The organism is Rhodoflexus caldus (genome assembly GCF_021206925.1).
In the GTDB taxonomy this organism is placed as follows: domain Bacteria; phylum Bacteroidota; class Bacteroidia; order Cytophagales; family Thermoflexibacteraceae; genus Rhodoflexus; species Rhodoflexus caldus.
Window position 1 is genome coordinate 265,675 of the sequence record NZ_JAJPRF010000003.1, and the last position, 15,078, is coordinate 280,752.

The window sequence follows — 15,078 nt, forward strand, 5'->3', positions numbered from 1 at the left end:
GAAATTATGAATGAACATCAGCAACCGATAACAATTCTGTGTATTACGGGCTATTTTAAGGGAGGGCAATTTATGCGGGCTGCCAAAGCGTTGGGCTGCCGCGTGCTTCTGATAACAGCTAAAAAATTAGAACATAAAGAGTGGCCTCGCGAAAGCATAGATGAGATTTTCTACGTGCCGCAGGATTCGGAACACTGGAACATGGAAGAAGTTATACGCGGCATTGCCTACATTTTCCGCACCCGAAAAATAGACAGGGTAGTAGCACTGGATGACTACGACGTGGAAAAAGCAGCCTATATCCGCGAGGAGTTTCGCATACCGGGCATGGGGCAAACCCGTGCGCGTTATTTCCGCGATAAACTCGCCATGCGTATGCAGGCTGCCGATGAGGGTATTCATGTACCGGCATTTTGCCCCACTTTTAACTACGACGAATTGCGGCACTTTGTGGCAACCACCCCCGGCCCGTGGGTGCTGAAACCCCGCTCCGCTGCTTCTGCCACGGGCATTAAAAAGATACATACCATCAACGAGCTTTGGCCTGCCTTAGACAGCCTTGGCGATATGCAATACAGCTATCTGTTGGAGACATTTCTGCCCGGCGATGTGTATCACGTAGATTCATTGGTGGATGGCGATGAGATAGTGTTTGCCCGTGCCAGCCGCTACATGAACCCGCCCATGGAAGTTGCCCACGAAGGGCGTGTTTTCCGTTCACATACAGTCGCTTTCGGCAGCAAAGACGAAAAAGAACTGCTCAAACAGAACAAAAAAGTACTCAAAGCGCTTGGTTTGAAGCGTGGCGCTTCGCATACGGAGTTTATTAAATCGGCAGCCGATGGCAAATTTTATTTTCTGGAAACCTCTGCCCGTGTAGGAGGCGCTAATTTGGTGGAAATGGTAGAAGCCTCGGCAGGCATCAATTTATGGACTGAGTGGGCAAAAATTGAAACCCGCCGCAAAGGCGAAAAGTACGAATTGCCCAAAATAGAAAACTTGTATGCGGGCATTATTGTATCGCTTGCCAAACAGGAGCATCCGGACACAAGCAGCTATAACGACCCTGAAATTGTTTGGCGAATGAATATGCCACAACATGCAGGGCTGATTGTGCAATCGGAAAAATTGGAGCGCGTTACCGAATTGCTGGAAAGCTATGCACAACGATTCTACAACGACTTTTTCATGGCATTGCCGCCATCGGATACTCCGACGCACTAATTGCCGCCGACCGACAATCAATATTTGCCCTGCTTAGTTTTGGCAGGGCTTTTTTGTTGCTGCTGCATCCACCGACGAATGCTTTACGTACAGTTATTCGCTGTGCCGCCCGTAGTTGAGCCGCCTGTTTATCGTATATTGCGCACAAATTGCCATATGTTTGCCTATGAAAAAGTTTTTCCTCATTTTGGCAGCGGTTGCTTGGCTGCCATTGCTTTCGGCAAAAGCATCTGCCCCCCTTCCTGCAAAAGCATCAACACTGTTGAATTGGGCTGATACCATCAAGGCTATCAGAATAGAGCAGCCGACAGATATTGTTCTAGCGGGTAAAGAACAAATTATTACATGGACTTGCAACTTTACTGATACTGTGCGAATAGATTTGTATCGCAATGAGATACTCTATGCCACTGTTGAGTATCGCGTTGCCAGCCGTGCAGGGGTAAACAGTTTTGTCTGGAATGTACCTGCCAATTTTCCCAAAGGCGGAGGATATCGTTTAGTGATACAGCCGTTGAACAACGATGGTATCAGCGGAAAAAGTAACTTGCTGACAGTAAAGTCGGATAATAAAAACAGCAAGAAAATTCTTTTGGTTGCAGGCGGGCTGATAGTAGCCGCGGGGCTTACTTTTCTGGGCATTCAACTGACCAAGCCTCAAACCCGCTCGTTGCCCGAACCTCCTCTTCCCGATGGGCAATAAATAAACCCGTCATCTCAATCCTTTCACGCATTTTCCAACTTTGCCACAGATACTTATGATGACAAAGCAACTATTCCGAAAACTCATGCTATGGGCATGGCTGATAATGCCCTCATGGGTATTTTCCCAGAGCGTAACCGTTACTTCTCCCAATGGCGGTGAGACGATTGCCGCAGGCAGTACAGTGAATATCTCCTTTACCTTTACTTCGGGCGGTGCGGCCAACGATGTTTTCGTGTTGGAACTGCTTGCCGGCGGCGAGTTATACCAAACACTAACCCCGACCAGCATCACAACAAGCCCCTTTGTGTGGAACGTACCCGCAACAATTGCCACCCGCAACGATTACCGCATCCGCATCCGTCGGGCGACTGCTTCGGCAGACACCGACCAAAGCGATAACAATTTTGCTATCACCGGCGGCAGAAGCATCAGCATTACACAACCCAATGGCGGACAGGCTTTGCCCAAACCCACAGTCTATGCCATCACTTGGACAAGTACCAACTTGCCGCCTACGGAAAACGTGCGTATAGAATTACTGAGAGGCAATGCTGTACAGGCAACATTGTTTGCTTCTACGCCTAACGATGGCAACGAACTTTGGAACGTAGCAGCAGATTTGCCCGATGATTCGAACTATCGCATCCGTATCAGCAGCATTTCAGACCCTTTTGTAAGAGTGGTAAGTGCTTCGGATTTTATCATTGGGCGTGTGTTGCGGCTGATTGCTCCCAATGGCGGCGAGCGCTGGCAGCGCGGCACTACGCAAAATATTCAATGGCTGACCAGTATTCCCGGTAATTTTCGCATTGATTTATTGAAGGCAGGGGTGGTAACGGCAAACATTAGCACAGGAACAGGTGCGAATCCCTTTGCATGGACAGTTCCTAATACGCTGCCCGATGGCGATGACTACCGCATCCGTTTAACCAATAACTCCGACAACAGCATTACCATCACCTCTGCCAATAATTTCACAATTGGCAATTTTCTGATTTTAACAGCCCCAACCACAGGCGCAAGCATACTGAAAGGCGCCAATTTCAACATTACATGGGAAACCAACCTGACGGGCAATTTGCGGATTGAGTTGTTGAGAGGTAGTACTACGGAGGTGTTGGCGGCAACTGTGCCCGCAACGGGCGGTACTTTCACGTGGACGGTTGCCAACACGCTTGCCGATGGCAATGATTACCGCATCCGTTTGGTAAGCATCGGCACAACGCCCGAATATACGGCAACTTCCGGCAATTTCTCCATTACAGGGCCTTTCGGGCGCATTACGTCCCCTAACGGAGGCGAAACTTTCAACCGTACACGTACCTATCCCGTTACTTGGCAAAGCAACTTGGGTGGCACTGTTTCCATTGATTTGGTTCGCGCCGGTACTGTTGTACAAAATTTAGCGACTAATATTCCCAACAACGGAACTTTTAACTGGTTGATAGCCCCATCGGTAACGCCTGCCAATAACTACCGACTGCGCATTATCTTCAATGCCAACGCTTCTACGTCGGAAAGTGCGGCAAATTTTGAAATTTTGGATGACCCAAGAATCACCGTGCAAACCCCCAATGGCGGCGAAACTTTCTTCCGCACCCGTAATCACAATATCGTATGGACGGACAATATTCCCGAAAACGTTAATATTGACCTTTTCAGAGGCGGCAATTTTCTGCGTCCGATTGCAACCAATGTGCCAAGCAACGGCAACTTTTCATGGACTGTTCCCGCCGATGTAGCCATAGGCAATAACTACCGCGTGCGGGTAAGAAGTACAGCCGATACTACTATCCACGATTTGAGCGACAATGATTTTGCAATTGCCAACAATGACACCATTCGCGTTACAGCCCCTAACGGAGGCGAAGCCATTGTTCGCGGGACAACATTTATCATCCGCTGGCAAACCAACATTACATCGGGCAATGTGGTTATTGAATTGCTGCAAAACAATAGTTTGGTGGGGGTGGTTAATCCCGCTGTTCCTGCCGTGCAAGGCAGCTTTACATGGATTGCCCCTGCTACGCTTGGCATTGGGCAGGAGGGCTACCGCATCCGCATTCGCACGGAAGACAACCGCGCGACAGATGTAAGCGATAATGACTTCCGCCTATTGACACAACAGTTTGCCATTACAAGCCCCATGGCCGGCCAAGAATTGTTTCTGGGCTACTCCTACGACATCACATGGGTGAGCAACCTGCCGGGCAACGTGCGTGTAGACCTTTTCAGAGGCAGCGTGTTGTTGCGCAATATTGCCAACAACGTTACGGGCAATATTTTGCGCTGGACTGTTCCAACCGATTTGCCACCTTCGGGCGACTATCGCATCCGCATCACCAACCTTGCCGATGAAACCGTATTTACGGAAAATACCTTCCCCTTTACGCTGATTCGCCCTTCTATCACTGTTTTAACGCCTAACGGCGGCGAGGCTTGGTTCAGCAATAATTTCCGCTATACTATCACTTGGCAGGACAACCTGAACAACAACCCTGTTCGGATTGACTTGCTGAAAGGCGGCCTTGTGCTGCAAAATATTACTACGGCTGCCACAGGCGGTTCTTTTACATGGACACTGCCCGATAACCTCGTAACAGGCACAGACTACCGCGTTCGCATCAGCGCGGCGGGGGCTGCATCATTCTTTGATGACAGCAATGCCGATTTTCGCATTACCCGTCCGCAGATTACAGTTACGTCTCCTGCCGCGGGGGATGTGTGGTTCCGCACGCTTAGCTACAACATCGTATGGCAAAGCAATCTGGGAAGTTTGCTGCACCGCATAGAGTTGGTTACGGCCGACGGAACCGTGGTGCGCGAATTAGCCAGCAGTGTAGAAAACAGCGGCACTTTCAACCGCTTGATTACACCTGATTTCCCATTGGGCAGCAATTACCGCGTGCGTGTATCTGTGGCAACCAACAGTGCCGTATTCGGACTAAGCAACGGCACATTCAGCATTGCAGTAGATAATATCCCTCCGGTCATAACCAATACCAACTTCCCTGCCCTGCTCGATTTGAGCCAAACCATTGAGTCGGTAGCGCCTACCATTACCGCCACCGACAACGTAGGTATCCAACGCGTAGTATGCTTCTTTAAAGGCATCACACAGGACAATAACTCGTTCCGCCAACGCGATGCCGTGCTGGTTGATAATGTTTATCGTGCATTTATTGCAAGTACCGATTTTGACGAGCTGGGTGCAGAGTATTACTTTGAAGTAACCGACCGCTCCGGCAATATGACCCGTTCGCAGCGCGGTTATACCTACATCCGTTATTCAAGTGCGCGCGGCCTTGCTATCCCCGATATTCGCTTTGGCGATTCGCAGCAGGCTTATCAGATTGTTTCTGTTCCGCTCAATTTGGATAACAAAGAAGCCTTGGCCGTTTTTGAAAATGAACTGGGCGCTTACGACGATAAACGCTGGCGATTATTCCGCTATGAAAACGGGCAGAACATAGAATACCAACAGGGTTTCCGAAATATAGAATTGGGCAAAGGCTACTGGCTGATTGTCCGCGAACCGTGGTCGGGTGCATCCAACAGTATAGACTCCGGCCCCGGCGATGGTGCACGCGCCAATCAGGCAACACCTTTCGTAATGAACCTGCAACAAGGCTGGAATCAGATTGCATCACCTTACAACTTCAATATTTCATGGACAGACGTGCGCACAGCCAACAACAACCCTAACGGATTGGGCAGGCTGCGCACTTTTGACGGCAGCTTTAAGGATGAAGACGTACTGCGCCGCTTCCGTGGCGGATTTGTATTCGCAGACCGAGCGCTCAACATCAATATTCCGGTGCTGAAAAACCGCAACGTAAACAGCGGCAGAGTGGAAGAAAACGACCCTACGCTGCGCAATGCGCTCAGCAGCGGCGAGTGGGATGTACAACTCCGCGTACGCAACGGTGAGTTAGTGAACAATCTGGCAGGCTTTGGTATGCGCCCCGATGCAAGCGAGTTGAAAGATGATTATGACGACATGACCCTGCCCCGCTTTGCCGACTATCTGGAAGTAAATTTCCTGCGCCCGGCCTATTTCTATCCGAAATTTGCCAAAGATGTAGTGCCGACCGCCTCCGAATATGTGTGGGAGTTTACCGTAGAAAGCAATCGGACAGGGGGCAATACTACCATTGAATGGGACAACAGCTATTTCGGCAGCGGCAGTATGCTCTTCCTCTACGACCGCGAAGCACAGCGCTATGTGGATATGAGCAAAACCAATCGCTATGTATTCCGCAGCGAGCAGGCCGCCAACCGATTCCGCATCATTTACGGCAACTGGGACTTTGTCAAAAAACAAATGAATACCGAGCAGGTGTCTTTCCAAGTGTGGCCAAATCCTGCACGCAGCGAGGCTCATCTGGACTTTGCCCTGCCCGACAACCTGCAAGGTGCCGATGTTCGCCTCAGCATCATCAACAGCATGGGGCAGGAAATTTTTAGTGAAGGTAAAAACTATGGCGCAGGCTTTCATGCCCGCACATGGGAGCGCAATGCTTCACAGGCACTTGCAGCAGGCGTATATCTGTGCCGCATAGAAGTAAGCCATGCTTCGCTGGAAAAACCGATTGTAATTACCCGCCGACTGGTAATTGAATAAGTAAAATTTGCACCGTATTCATTTGTGTTTCTAAATTTGGCAGAGGGCTTCATCCTCTGCCATTTTTATTTCCATAATTATGAAAGGAATCATATTAGCCGGCGGTTCCGGCACGCGCCTGTATCCTATCACAATGGCGGTCAGCAAGCAGTTAGTGCCTGTATATGACAAGCCGATGATATATTACCCGCTTTCTACGCTCATGTTGGCAGGTATTCGCGAAATACTGATTATTACCACTCCGGAAGACCAGCCGGCCTTCATGCGCCTGTTGGGCGATGGCAGCAAAATCGGCTGTCGGTTTGAGTATGCGGTACAGCACGTACCCAACGGGCTTGCACAGGCTTTCGTTATCGGAAGAGAGTTTGTAGGCAATGACAAGGTTGCTCTCATTTTGGGGGATAATATTTTCTATGGAGCAGGTATGTCGGCACTGTTGCAGGCCAACAACGACCCCGAGGGCGGCGTAGTATTCGCCTATCACGTGTCTGACCCCGAACGCTACGGGGTTGTGGAGTTTGACAAAGACATGAACGTGCTTTCCATTGAAGAAAAACCCAAACAACCGAAGTCTAATTATGCCGTTCCGGGGCTTTATTTTTATGACAATTCGGTGCTGGACATTGCAGCCTCTATACAACCTTCGGCACGCGGCGAGTATGAAATCACCGATGTAAACAAAGAATACCTGCGCATGGGTAAGCTGAAAGTAGGTGTATTGCAGCGCGGTACGGCTTGGTTAGATACAGGTACTTTTAACTCCCTGATGCAGGCCGGGCAATTTGTGCAGGTTATTGAAGAGCGGCAAGGCCTTAAAATCGGCTGCATTGAAGAAGTTGCCTATAACATGGGCTTTATAGGCAAAGAACAATTGTTAAAAGCAGCAGAACCATTGCTCAAAAGCGGCTACGGGCAGTATTTGGTTAAGTTGGTGCAAGATTAACACTCTCAAAATCTTGCTTCCTTCTTGTTGTGAAATCAAAAAGACGGGAGGTATTGCCCCAAATCAAACAGTTGCCAAATGGAAGCAACTACTACCGCCACCAGCAATCGGTAAGTCCATATGGCGGCGTGTTGGCTTTTCAGTGCAAAACGCGCCGCTATTGCGGCTCCGATACTCTGCCCGATTGCCATAATTCCGCCGTAAACCCAATCTACTTGGTTGTAGTAGATGAAAATCAGAAAAGAGGGGATGTTGATGAAAAACACCACACTGAGTTTCAGGATGGTAGATTCCTGCGTATTGAATCGTGCTACCAGCACCAGCGCAATTATCAGGAAAATGCCGATGCCTGCCTGAATAAACCCGCCGTAGAACCCAATACCAAAAAATACTATCAGATTCAGCAGGTTGCGTTGGCCTTGGGCTTCGCTGTGTTCGCGTTGCCATTTTTTGGGTTTGTACAGAATAATAAACAGCATCATTACCATAATGATGCCCAGCCAGCGCTCAAATACTTCTCCCGAAGTTTGCGTAGCTAACCAAGCCCCTGCAATACCCCCCAATACGGCAGGTGTAATAAACCAAGCAGAACCTTGTACGTGTGCTTTCCCGTGTCGGGCGAAGGTCAGCATCCCCACAGAGGTTTGTACCATAACGCCGAGGCGATTAGTGCCGTTGGCAATATTGGCGGGCAATCCTGCAAAAATTAAGGCGGCAATAGTAACAACCGAGCCGCTTCCCGTAAGCGTGTTTACAAAACCGGCAAAACTCCCTGCCGCCAGCAGCAGCAGGTAGATACCCCAATCAGTCCAATTCAATGCAATCAGGAGTTACTGTTATTAGCTGTTTTATTGGAAAATGCGGCAATGAACCTGTCCATTGCCGAGAATACCAACTCAATGCTGTATCCCGACAGGAAAGATAGTGCAAACGGGCCTAAGTTGTATACGCTGAATATATCGTCGGCCGTACCGCCTGCCGGTGTGAGAAACCAGCCCACCACAAGCCCCGAAAGTGCGCCTAACTGAATTCGCAGGTTGTAGTTTACCGCATCATCGTTGGAGTAGGTCATGCTTTGCACTTCTTTGGAAATTTCGCGCAGCACATAGGCACATGCCCCCATCATGCCGTAAAGTAGCGGCAGCAGGTACATATTCACTACTTGCAGCGGAAACCCTACCGAATAGGCCATGCGCGCCAACGGACGATAGCGGTTAAAGTTTTCATCGGGTGCAGCCCAGCCGATTTCTATAATTGCCGCAGTGTCGCGCTCAATGTTCGGGGTGTAAAATCCCAAAGTAACGGCACGTGTCCACCATTTATGCCAATTAATCATGTAGTTAAAATTGGCTTCCAGCATGGTTTGCATCTTGCCGATGTTGTAGTTGAGTTGATAGGTTGTGCTTAGCATGGCGCTACTGTCCGCATTGGTGGGGACAGCCCCCGCCTGCATAGCCCAACTTTTGAAAAGCAGCGAGTCAAACTGTATCCGCAAGGCTTTATTTTCTTTGGTCAGTTCGCTGCCCGTAAACGAGTAAATCTGTGCAATAATGATAACCAGCAGGATGATAACAGCCACCGCCCGATAGCGCAAAACGGCAATGCGCGATTCAGCCATCGTCTGTTGCGACCATCTGCCCGTCAGCAACTTAATCCATGTAGAGATTTTCTGGCCATAGAACCTTTTGCCGGCTTTGATGCTATTCACCGTTGCAGGGCGCACGGCAATAGACATTTCGCGGTAGGCTTTCCAAAAAGCAGCTTCGCTTTCCGCATTCCAATCGGTAGTATATTTGGCGCGGGTAATCGTATTCAGGGTATCATCGCTGATTTCAATGCCTTTCTGAATGGCGTATTCCAGCAAAATATTGGCTTCTTCCGTAGCCCATTGTATCTGTGCCTGAATGGCCTTGGGCAATTCCAAGCCGATGGGCTCTATGTCGCCTTCTGCAATCGGCGCAGTGGTGGTCTCCTTTTCGGGTGTTGTGGTTGCCTCATCCGAAGCAACTGTATCTACAGTCTGGTTGTCGGGCTCTTCCGGTTTATCGGTTTCAGGTGGGGTGGTGTTCATAAAAATAGAGGCTAACAGTCAAAAAGCTAATTTACAAAGCTTTGCATAAAAACAAGGCGCACCACTTATATTTGTACGCTATTTCACTAACCTATGCAAAACATTCTCGTAACAGGCGGCGCAGGTTTTATTGGCGCTAATTTCTTACCGTACTTTCTGGCTGAAAATCCTAACTACTTTGTCGTTAATCTGGACTTACTCACCTATGCCGGCAACCTTAATAACTTACAGGAATTGGCGGGGCATCCGCGCTATAAGTTCATCAAAGGCGATATCTGCAATCGTGAACTGGTGGAGTTTATTTTCCGCGAGTACGATATCCGCGGCGTGATACACTTTGCCGCCGAGAGCCACGTAGATAACTCCATTGCAGGGCCGGAGGCATTTATCCGCACCAATGTAAACGGCACTTTTACCCTGATAGACGTTGCCCGTCGCTATTGGATGGATGCTCCTTTTCAGTACAAGGCAGATTATTTGAACTGCCGATTCCACCACGTTTCTACCGATGAAGTGTATGGAACGCTTGGAGCAACCGGTTTGTTTACGGAAACAACGCCGTATGCCCCCAACAGCCCGTACAGTGCTTCTAAGGCAGCCAGCGATATGATTGTGCGGAGCTATTTCCACACCTATGGCCTGAACTGCGTTACGACCAACTGTTCCAATAACTACGGCCCAAAGCAGCATGACGAAAAGCTCATTCCTGTCATTATCCGCAAAGCATTGCAGCATCAGCCCATCCCTATCTACGGCGACGGGCTAAATGTTCGCGACTGGCTGTATGTATTAGACCACTGCAAAGGGATTGCACTTGCCTACCACAAAGGCAGAGCAGGCGAAACCTACAACATCGGCGGCAGAAACGAGCGCACCAATTTGCAGGTTGTTCATACCATCTGCGAAATTTTAGACCGCATGAAACCGCTGGCCTCAGGCTCATACAAGCAGTTTATCTCCTTTGTGAAAGACCGCGCCGGACACGACCGCCGCTATGCCATAGATGCATCCAAGTTAGAAAATGAACTTGGTTGGCGTGCCGATGAAAACTTTGACACAGGTATAGAAAAGACCGTAGCTTGGTACCTGAAAAAGTACACTGCATCGTAATGGAAGAACTCCGCAAAGAGTTTATTCGGTTTCTGGCAAGTAAGAATATAGACGGCGAAGCACTGGCTCATGCCGAACAGCAACTTTTTGCCGAGTGGATGCAATTATTTGCACAGGTGCACCCCAAAAGTTTTGTTGCACAGAAGTTGTATCAAATCAATCAGGTGCGGCGGAAATACCAACTGAAAAAATAAGTTCATCATTTATCAGACCATACAACCTATGAAAGTATTCCCGCATCTGCTCGGCGCTTGCTTGTTGCTGGCAAGTGTTGCCTGTGCTCCCAAAGAAAGCACGTCATCAGAGGCTGCAATATCGGAAGCTGCAACATCTGCATTAGCCGACTTTGTGCAGGCAAATTTGCCCTACACCGCCGATACGCTGTTGATGAACCGAACGGAAAAGCCTATCGCGGCCGAAACCGCCGCACTGCTGTTTCGCAACGTAACCGAAGCGGTAGCGTATGAAGGTGGGGCTTATTATCTCAGCCGCTTTTTGTATTTGGATTCGCTGTACAAAGCCAATCCAAACCCGACTTTTGACATCGGCGAATTGGTAAAAGTGAAGGCCTATGCCCTCAATCAATGGAAAGTCAGCGAACAGGTCGTTGCCCTTACCGTACTGATTGATTTCCAAAGCTATGAGGCCGACCCTTACAGTGCCGGACAGGCAGTGGTGCTGCTTACCTGCACGCCCGAAGGGAAGCCTATTCAGTCTTTGCTGATTGCGGAACGCAGCAGCGGCGGCGACCCTCCTGCTTTTGGCAGTACGCTCCAAACCGCTGTTATCAGTCCTGCACAAGCAATCAGCATCAGCGAACTCAATGAGTCGGGAGAGTACGGCGAAGATGGCCATGCTGACATCACGCGCTCCGGCAAAGAAAAAATCTACCGCATCCAACCCGACGGAACCATTCGCAAGGAAGCCGAAAAAGAGTTGCCACAGCAAAATTTTCGCAAAAACATGCAGCAATAAGCCGATGTTGTCCGTATCCGAATTGCAGGGTTTATTTGCCCGAATATTTGGCAGCCACATATTTCGGCATAACTTTGCAGCCGCATTTTTATATGACAATCAATTATTTAGCTTACCGGCATGGAACTTTATTTAGATTCGGTTGATATCAAGGAAATTGAGCAGGCTATGAAGCTCGGTTTTGTGGCAGGTCTGACCACTACGCCTACCTTCATGCACCGCGAGGGCATTACCGATATTGACGGTACAATCCTGAAACTGGCGCAAATGGTGCCCGTTTTGCAAGTAGAAGCACTCGGTGAAACGGCAGACGCTATTTACAACGAAGCCAAACGACTGATTGGCATTGGTTTAGACCCTAAGAAAACAGTGTTTAAAATACCTGTGTCTTTGGAAGGTGTAACGGCTTGCAAACGCCTTTCAAACGAAGGTATTATGGTCAATATCCACTTGGTTTATACGTTGCAACAGGCCTATATGGCAATGGCTGCCGGCGCAACTTACGTTTGCCCGCTCGTAGGTCGCCTGCAAGACCAAGGACATGATGCGCTGGCGCTGGTAGAACAGTGCGTAGAGGCCGTCAATTATTACGGCTACGACTCTAAAATCATGTTCTCTTCCGTGCGCCATGCCGAGCACGTTCGCAATGCAATTAACTTAGGCGTACACACTTGCACCGTTCCATGGAAAGTGATGAAATCGCTCACCGAAAATAACTTCACAACCATTGGCACACAGCAGTTCATTGAACATACCAAACTGATGACCATGCGTGTGAAAGATGTGATGAGCAGCGAAAATCCGGTAGTACAGGCACATCATTCGGTGATGGAGGCCATTGTGGTGATGACCAAGGCCGGATTTGGAGCAGTAACGGTTGTTGAGGCCGATGGCACCGTAAAAGGAGTGTTTACCGATGGCGACCTGCGCCGCAATCTGGAACACGGCGAGGCTATTTTGCACAAGAAAATGGGTGAACTGACCTTTAAACAACCCGTTACCATTCAGGCCGATGCCCTCCTGTTTGAGGCTTCCGAGCTTTTCAAGAAAAGCAAAGTAGATACCATCGTAGTAGCCAATGGCAACACGGCGGTCGGCATGATTGATGTTCAGGACATCGTAAAACTGAGCTAAGCCGCGCAATAAGTAAAAAAATTGCATAAAAAATCCTGACAGGCACAGCGCTCGTCAGGATTTTTTTATTGCCTCGGCAATTTACTGCACAAACGCTCCGATGGCCTCAAAGGCAAGTTCTTTGCCGAGTTCAATGAGTTCAGTGGCTTTGAAAAACTCAAAAGTGCCTGCCGAATCTGCCGGCACATCAATCACAATATCGGGCTGGTGGCGCTCTATGGTCAGTTGTGCCATGCGCCGCACCATTGCCGAAGACGAGGCAGAAATCAGCGAATAGTAACCGATACTCTGCTTGTCGGCAGAAGAAGCCAGCCTTGAAAGCCTGCTGAACAAACCGTTCAAGCTGAAATTGTTTGTGCCTTCGTTTTCCGGGGGCTCGGGTAATAATTTTTTAGGCACTTTGGCCGTTGGCTCTCCGTACAGATTCACCACAACCAACAGATCATCACCGGTTCGGTGAACAAAATCTATCGGAACGGGATTGAGCACACCGCCGTCAATCAAAAATGTATCATCGTGCCTGACGGGCGTAATTACCGCCGGAATGGCAATAGAAGCACGCGCGGCATCGTAAAAACTGCCCTTGTTAAAAACAACTTCCCGCTCGTTGAGGATATCTGTTGCTACGGCAGTATATGGAATCCGCATGTCTTCTATGAGCATATCGGGGATAAAAGTTTTCATCTTTTCAAAAACTTTTTCTCCCTTAATCAGGCCGTGCGGCGCAAGTGTAAAGTCCATTAACCCCCAAATGTCGCGTTTGTTGAGTCTTTTAATCCATTCGGTGTAGGCATCCAGTTGCCCCATGGCATACAAGCCGCCAATAACAGCCCCAATGGAAGACCCTGCTACCGATGAGATATGAAAACCCTGCGCCTCGAGCGCCTGAATGACCCCTGCATGAGCCAGCCCGCGTGAGCCGCCACTGGACAATACTAAAGCTACATTTCTTTTCATTCCTTATACGGCAGTTTATTAAATGCACAACCGAAATACATACGCAAACAGCCGTACAAAAGATGTACAAACATTAGGCGTTGAACTGAATTTGTTTCAGGTCAAAAGTTTCTATGCTGTTTTGCGTGCGCACCAACAAGCGGCCTGCCGTATCAATATCTTCAATAATGCCTTCAAAAATAACAGGCACATCATTCCGCAAATCGGTGTAAGCGGCGGGTTGCCCCCTGCGATATAGCCTGTTCAGGTAGGCCAGCCTGATGGGTACGTTGCCTTGTGTTTGCAACTGTAAATAACGCTTTTCTAATTGACGCATCAAAAAATCAAACACTTCGGGCAGCGATTGTTGCTGCCCCGAAACCAACTTCAAGGAAGTGGCAACTATCCCGTTAAAATCAGTCTGGTTTACATTCAGGCCAATGCCAACAATGCTGTAACGAATTTGCGCACCTTGCAAAGTGTTTTCAATCAAAGTGCCGCATATTTTCTGCCCGTCCGCATAAATATCATTAGGCCACTTAACGGCTACTGCCGCATCGGGCAGAAAATGAGCAACTGTTTCGGCTATGGCAAGCGAAACAGCCATATTCAGCACAAAAGAATCGGCAGCACCGATAAACGAAGGCGACCATATGAGCGACAAAGTCAGATTTAACCCGGGAGCCGCCTGCCAACTGTTGCCGCGCTGCCCCCTGCCTTTGGTCTGACTGTCAGCAATAATTACCGTGCCGGCGATGGCACGGCCGGACTGTATAAACTCTGCCGCTGTGTCATTAGTAGACTGACAAGTTGGCAGGTGAACGACTTTTTTACCCGTGAATAAGGTATCAGCAACAATTTTGTACAAGAAAAAAATGTATTTTTGTATAAACGCAAAGTTAAATCAACCGTAGTAACAAGTACCTCCTCAACTACTGCATGACACAAGGAATCCAAGCAAAAAAGAAACAAGCCGATGCGGAAATGTTAAGCCGAATCATTGCTGAAGGCATGTTAGAAAAAAAAGGCATAGACGTAGTGATTATGGATCTGCGAAAAGCCAAAAATGCGGTAACTGATTTTTTTGTAATCTGTTCCGGTAATTCCGACACACAGGTAGAAGCCCTGATGAACTCGGTGGAAGAACAGGTGCACAAACACTTAGGCGAATGGCCTTGGCAAAAAGAAGGCAAAGCCAATCGCGAGTGGATTTTGCTGGATTACGTGAATGTGGTAGCCCATATTTTTAAAAAAGACAGGAGACAGTTTTATGGTTTGGAAGAATTGTGGGGCGATGCTGAAACCATCCACGTAGAAAATTCAGCGTTTTCCCCCTCACATTCCTAATTGAAACA

The 15,078-nt window shown here is 48.7% G+C and carries 12 protein-coding genes and 1 pseudogene; 9 read left to right on the forward strand and 4 right to left on the reverse strand.

The annotated features are described in order from the left end of the window. Window positions 1-6 precede the first annotated feature (6 nt). The 4 genes and pseudogenes from NDK19_RS05450 (at window position 7) to rfbA (ending at window position 7,497) form a co-directional block, all read left to right on the forward strand. Window positions 7-1,224 carry an ATP-grasp domain-containing protein gene (locus NDK19_RS05450; RefSeq protein WP_250630839.1) on the forward strand — a complete coding sequence of 406 codons (1,218 nt, stop codon included), beginning with the start codon at window positions 7-9 and terminating at the stop codon, window positions 1,222-1,224. Between the two features lie 166 nt (window positions 1,225-1,390). Next, window positions 1,391-1,927, forward strand: coding sequence for a GPI anchored serine-threonine rich family protein (locus NDK19_RS05455; protein WP_250630840.1), 537 nt, complete (start codon window positions 1,391-1,393; stop codon window positions 1,925-1,927). A 106-nt stretch (window positions 1,928-2,033) separates the two neighbouring features. Further along, window positions 2,034-4,556, forward strand: a pseudogene (locus tag NDK19_RS16995) (Ser-Thr-rich GPI-anchored membrane family protein); the annotation flags it as partial. Between the two features lie 2,077 nt (window positions 4,557-6,633). Then, the gene (rfbA, locus tag NDK19_RS05465; RefSeq protein ID WP_250630842.1) at window positions 6,634-7,497 is read left to right on the forward strand and encodes a glucose-1-phosphate thymidylyltransferase RfbA; all 864 of its coding nucleotides are present in this window, start codon (window positions 6,634-6,636) and stop codon (window positions 7,495-7,497) included. A gap of 35 nt (window positions 7,498-7,532) precedes the next feature. On the opposite strand, the gene NDK19_RS05470 is transcribed toward rfbA, so the two are convergent. After that, window positions 7,533-8,315 carry a sulfite exporter TauE/SafE family protein gene (locus tag NDK19_RS05470; protein WP_250630843.1) on the reverse strand — a complete coding sequence of 261 codons (783 nt, stop codon included), beginning with the start codon at window positions 8,313-8,315 and terminating at the stop codon, window positions 7,533-7,535. Between the two features lie 5 nt (window positions 8,316-8,320). Further along, a complete protein-coding gene (locus NDK19_RS05475) occupies window positions 8,321-9,568 on the reverse strand; it encodes a hypothetical protein (RefSeq protein ID WP_250630844.1) in 1,248 nt (415 codons plus the stop codon). 93 nt (window positions 9,569-9,661) lie between these two features. Between NDK19_RS05475 and rfbB the strand changes: the two genes are divergently transcribed. The 4 genes from rfbB to NDK19_RS05495 all read left to right on the forward strand — a co-directional run bounded on the left by rfbB (window position 9,662) and on the right by NDK19_RS05495 (window position 12,787). Continuing rightward, window positions 9,662-10,678, forward strand: a complete 1,017-nt coding sequence (rfbB, locus tag NDK19_RS05480) for a dTDP-glucose 4,6-dehydratase (RefSeq protein ID WP_250630845.1) — start codon at window positions 9,662-9,664, stop codon at window positions 10,676-10,678. Further along, entirely contained in the window at window positions 10,678-10,872 is a 195-nt protein-coding gene (locus tag NDK19_RS05485; RefSeq protein WP_250630846.1) for a hypothetical protein, read from the forward strand. Before rfbB ends, NDK19_RS05485 begins: the two co-directional genes overlap by 1 nt. Window positions 10,873-10,900: 28 nt before the next feature. Then, window positions 10,901-11,653, forward strand: a complete 753-nt coding sequence (locus NDK19_RS05490) for a hypothetical protein (protein WP_250630847.1) — start codon at window positions 10,901-10,903, stop codon at window positions 11,651-11,653. A 120-nt stretch (window positions 11,654-11,773) separates the two neighbouring features. Continuing rightward, window positions 11,774-12,787 carry a transaldolase family protein gene (locus NDK19_RS05495; protein WP_250630848.1) on the forward strand — a complete coding sequence of 338 codons (1,014 nt, stop codon included), beginning with the start codon at window positions 11,774-11,776 and terminating at the stop codon, window positions 12,785-12,787. 81 nt (window positions 12,788-12,868) lie between these two features. Here NDK19_RS05495 and NDK19_RS05500 read toward each other — a convergent pair whose 3' ends face one another. Then, window positions 12,869-13,744 carry a patatin-like phospholipase family protein gene (locus tag NDK19_RS05500; protein WP_250630849.1) on the reverse strand — a complete coding sequence of 292 codons (876 nt, stop codon included), beginning with the start codon at window positions 13,742-13,744 and terminating at the stop codon, window positions 12,869-12,871. 73 nt (window positions 13,745-13,817) lie between these two features. Further along, window positions 13,818-14,591: a biotin--[acetyl-CoA-carboxylase] ligase gene (locus NDK19_RS05505; RefSeq protein ID WP_250630850.1), complete on the reverse strand. Its 774-nt coding sequence runs from the start codon at window positions 14,589-14,591 to the stop codon at window positions 13,818-13,820. A gap of 71 nt (window positions 14,592-14,662) precedes the next feature. Between NDK19_RS05505 and rsfS the strand changes: the two genes are divergently transcribed. Then, window positions 14,663-15,070 carry a ribosome silencing factor gene (gene rsfS, locus NDK19_RS05510; protein ID WP_250630851.1) on the forward strand — a complete coding sequence of 136 codons (408 nt, stop codon included), beginning with the start codon at window positions 14,663-14,665 and terminating at the stop codon, window positions 15,068-15,070. The last annotated feature ends 8 nt before the right edge of the window (window positions 15,071-15,078 follow it).